This window comes from Streptosporangium sp. NPDC006013, from assembly GCF_040614275.1.
Taxonomy (GTDB): domain Bacteria; phylum Actinomycetota; class Actinomycetes; order Streptosporangiales; family Streptosporangiaceae; genus Streptosporangium.
The window spans coordinates 1-3,208 of record NZ_JBEXUE010000750.1; the positions used below are offsets into that span (position 1 = coordinate 1).

Sequence of the window (3,208 nt, forward strand, 5' to 3'; positions counted from 1 at the left end):
GACGATCCGTCCCTCGACGAGGAGGGCTACCGCCTCGACGTCTCCCCCTCGGGCGTCGAGCTCACCGCCGGTGGCCCGGCAAGACCGGTGTGGGCGTTCGCGAGCTCCTGGACCACGTGGTCGAGAACATCCCGGCCCCGGTCGGCGACGCCGACGCGCCCGCCCGCGCGCTGATCTTCGACTCGGTCTACGACACCTACCGAGGCGTGATCACGTACGTCCGGGTCATGGACGGGCACCTGGGCAAGCGCGAGCGCATCCTGATGATGTCCACCGGCGCGGCCCACGAGACGCTTGAGATCGGCGTCATCTCGCCCGAACCGAAGATCGCCGACCAGGGGCTGGGCGTCGGTGAGGTGGGCTACCTGATCACCGGTGTGAAGGACGTCCGCCAGTCGCGGGTCGGTGACACGGTGACCTCCGTGTCGAGGCCGGCCGCCAAGGCGCTCAGCGGATACCAGCACCCCAAGCCCATGGTCTTCTCGGGTCTGTACCCCATCGACGGTGACGACTATCCCGAGCTCCGCGAGGCGCTGGACAAGCTCCAGCTCAACGACGCGGCCCTGGTCTACGAGCCGGAGACCTCCGCCGCCCTGGGCTTCGGCTTCCGCTGTGGCTTCCTCGGCCTGCTCCACATGGAGATCGTCCGCGAGCGGCTGGAGCGCGAGTTCAACCTCTCGCTCATCTCCACCGCGCCCAACGTGGTCTATCGAGTGATCATGGAGGACGGTAAGGAGGTCGTCGTCACCAACCCCTCGGAGTTCCCCACCGGCAAGGTGGACAAGGTCTTCGAGCCGATGGTGAAGTCGACGGTGCTCGTTCCGTCGGAGTTCATCGGCGCCATCATGGAGCTCTGCCAGAACCGCCGGGGCAATCTGCAGGGCATGGACTACCTGTCCGAGGATCGCGTCGAGATCCGCTACACGATGCCGCTCGGCGAGATCATCTTCGACTTCTTCGACCAGCTCAAGTCCCGTACGCGCGGCTACGCCTCGCTGGACTACGAGCCCTCGGGCGAGCAGGAGTCGGACCTGGTCAAGGTCGACATCCTGCTCCAGGGTGAGGCCGTGGACGCCTTCAGCGCCATCGTTCACCGGGAGAAGTCCTACGCCTACGGCGTCGAGATGGCCAAGAAACTGCGCGAGCTCATCCCCAGGCAGCAGTTCGAGGTGCCGATCCAGGCGGCCATCGGCGCCCGGGTCATCGCCCGTGAGAACATCCGTGCCATCCGCAAGGACGTCCTCGCCAAGTGCTACGGCGGCGACATCTCCCGCAAGCGCAAGCTGCTGGAGAAGCAGAAGGAAGGCAAGAAGCGGATGAAGATGGTCGGCCGCGTCGAGGTGCCCCAGGAGGCGTTCGTCGCCGCGCTGTCCACCGAGTCCTCCGTGGACAAGTCCAAGAAGTAAAGGACGCCGAGGGCCCGGCCAGGCTTGGAACCGGGCATGGAGAAGCGGTGGATATCGGTTCGCCTTCCGATTGAGGGCTCCGATACCGTCCGGTCATGCACATTGTCTCGGTGAACGTGGGTCGCGCGGTCGACGCGGAGTGGGCCGGTCGTCTCAAGCGCACCGCGATAGACAAGACCCCCGTGGGCGGCCGGGTCGGGGCCTCGGAGAGCGGTCTGGCCCAGGACGAGAGGGCCGACCTGGAGCACCACGGCTCTTCCGATCAGGCGCTTTACGCCTACGCGCGGGAGGACTATGACTGGTGGCAGGCCGAGCTGGGCCGGGAGCTGCGCGACGGCATGTTCGGGGAGAACCTCACGACAGCGGGGCTCGACGTCAACGGGGCCAAGATCGGGGAGCGCTGGCGGATGGGCACGGTTCTGGCCGAGGTGACCGGACCGAGGGTGCCGTGCTCGGTGTTCCGCGGCTGGATCGGCGAGCAGGGCTGGCTCAAGAGCTTCACCCGGGCCGGGCGGGTCGGCGCCTACCTGCGGGTGGTCGAGCCGGGTGAGCTGGGCCGGGGCGACACCGTCGAGATCGTCTCGCGCCCCGAGGGCAGCGTCACGGTCACCGAGTCCTTCCGCGCCTACCACGGTGACAGAGACCTGCTGCGCCGCCTGCTCGCCCACCCGGGCCACCCGGAGAAGTGGGACAGGGTCGCCGAGCGGGTGCTGGGCCGCGAGCGCGGTTAGGCGTCCGGGGACGAAGGTGCGGGCAGGGCCGCAGGTGACCCAGATTCTGCGGCCCCGCCCGGTATGAGAGGGTCGCTCAGCGCAGGATTCTGTAGAGCGCCGAGGTGAGCGACGCCGAGGTGTCGTCCTGGTCGATGGACCACATCATCGAGCCGCCGAGGCCCTTCAGGCGGATGTAGGCCGCCTTCTGGGCCAGCGAGGCCGGGTCGTCGTAGGACCAGAACTCGTTGCCGTCGTAGAGCCACACGGTTCCGGTCAGCAGGTCGCGGTAGCGCTTGCCCGGCTTGTTCACCAGGATCTTGTAGTCCTCGCTGCCGGCGGCGAAGGTGCCCGGCGCGGGACCGGTGGCGGTGCCGTACAGGCCGTTCCTGCCGCCGGTGACGCCGGTCCAGCCCTGACCGTACGCGGGCACGCCCACCACGATCTTCTTGGCCGGGGCGCCACGCGTGAGGTAGTCGCGGACCGTCTGGTCCACGCTGTACTTCACCGGGTTGGGGTCGCGCCGGTCGTTGAACAGGTTGCCGTTGTGGCCGGTGACGTTCTCCCACGAGCCGTGCAGGTCATAGCCCTGGACCGTGGCGAAGGTGAGCTGCTTGAAGACGTCGCGGACCTCGAAGCCCGCGTCGATCTTCGCGGCGGCGGCGGGCAGGAAGGCGGTCAGCTCGGTGCGCCGGTCGAACTCGTTCATCTGGCGGCGCAGTTCGGTGACGAACAGGGTGAAGTTCCGCTTGTCCTCGGGACGGATGACGTTGCCCTCGTTGCCGGAGGAGCCCGGCCACTCCCAGTCGAGGTCGATGCCGTCGAACACGCCCGCTCCGGTGCCGGGGGCGGTGCCGGGCAGGTTGCCCCTGAGCCACAGATCGATGCAGGAGGAGGCCAGCCTGGCGCGTCCGGACGGGGTCAGCACCGCGTCGGAGAAGTACTTCGAGCCGGTCCAGCCGCCGAGGGAGATCAGCGTCTTGAGGCCGGGGTGCTTGGCCTTGAGCTTCTTCAGCTGGTTCAGGTTGCCGTTCAGCGCCTGGCCCTCGGCGTCGCCGACGCCGTCCACGCTCTGCTCGGCGGCCACCGGGC

2 protein-coding genes and 1 pseudogene are annotated in these 3,208 nt (G+C 68.3%); 2 read left to right on the plus strand and 1 reads right to left on the minus strand.

What is annotated here, in order from left to right; genetic code table 11:
- Positions 1 to 80: 80 nt before the first annotated feature.
- Positions 81 to 1,406 (plus strand): annotated as a pseudogene (lepA, locus tag ABZ260_RS48955) (translation elongation factor 4); the annotation flags it as partial.
- A gap of 95 nt (positions 1,407 to 1,501) precedes the next feature.
- A complete protein-coding gene (locus ABZ260_RS48960) occupies positions 1,502 to 2,137 on the plus strand; it encodes an MOSC domain-containing protein (RefSeq protein ID WP_355632235.1) in 636 nt (211 codons plus the stop codon).
- Positions 2,138 to 2,213: 76 nt separating this feature from the next.
- Here ABZ260_RS48960 and ABZ260_RS48965 read toward each other — a convergent pair.
- Positions 2,214 to 3,208: glycoside hydrolase family 18 protein (locus ABZ260_RS48965; RefSeq protein WP_355632238.1), on the minus strand; the 995-nt coding region annotated here is incomplete at its 5' end.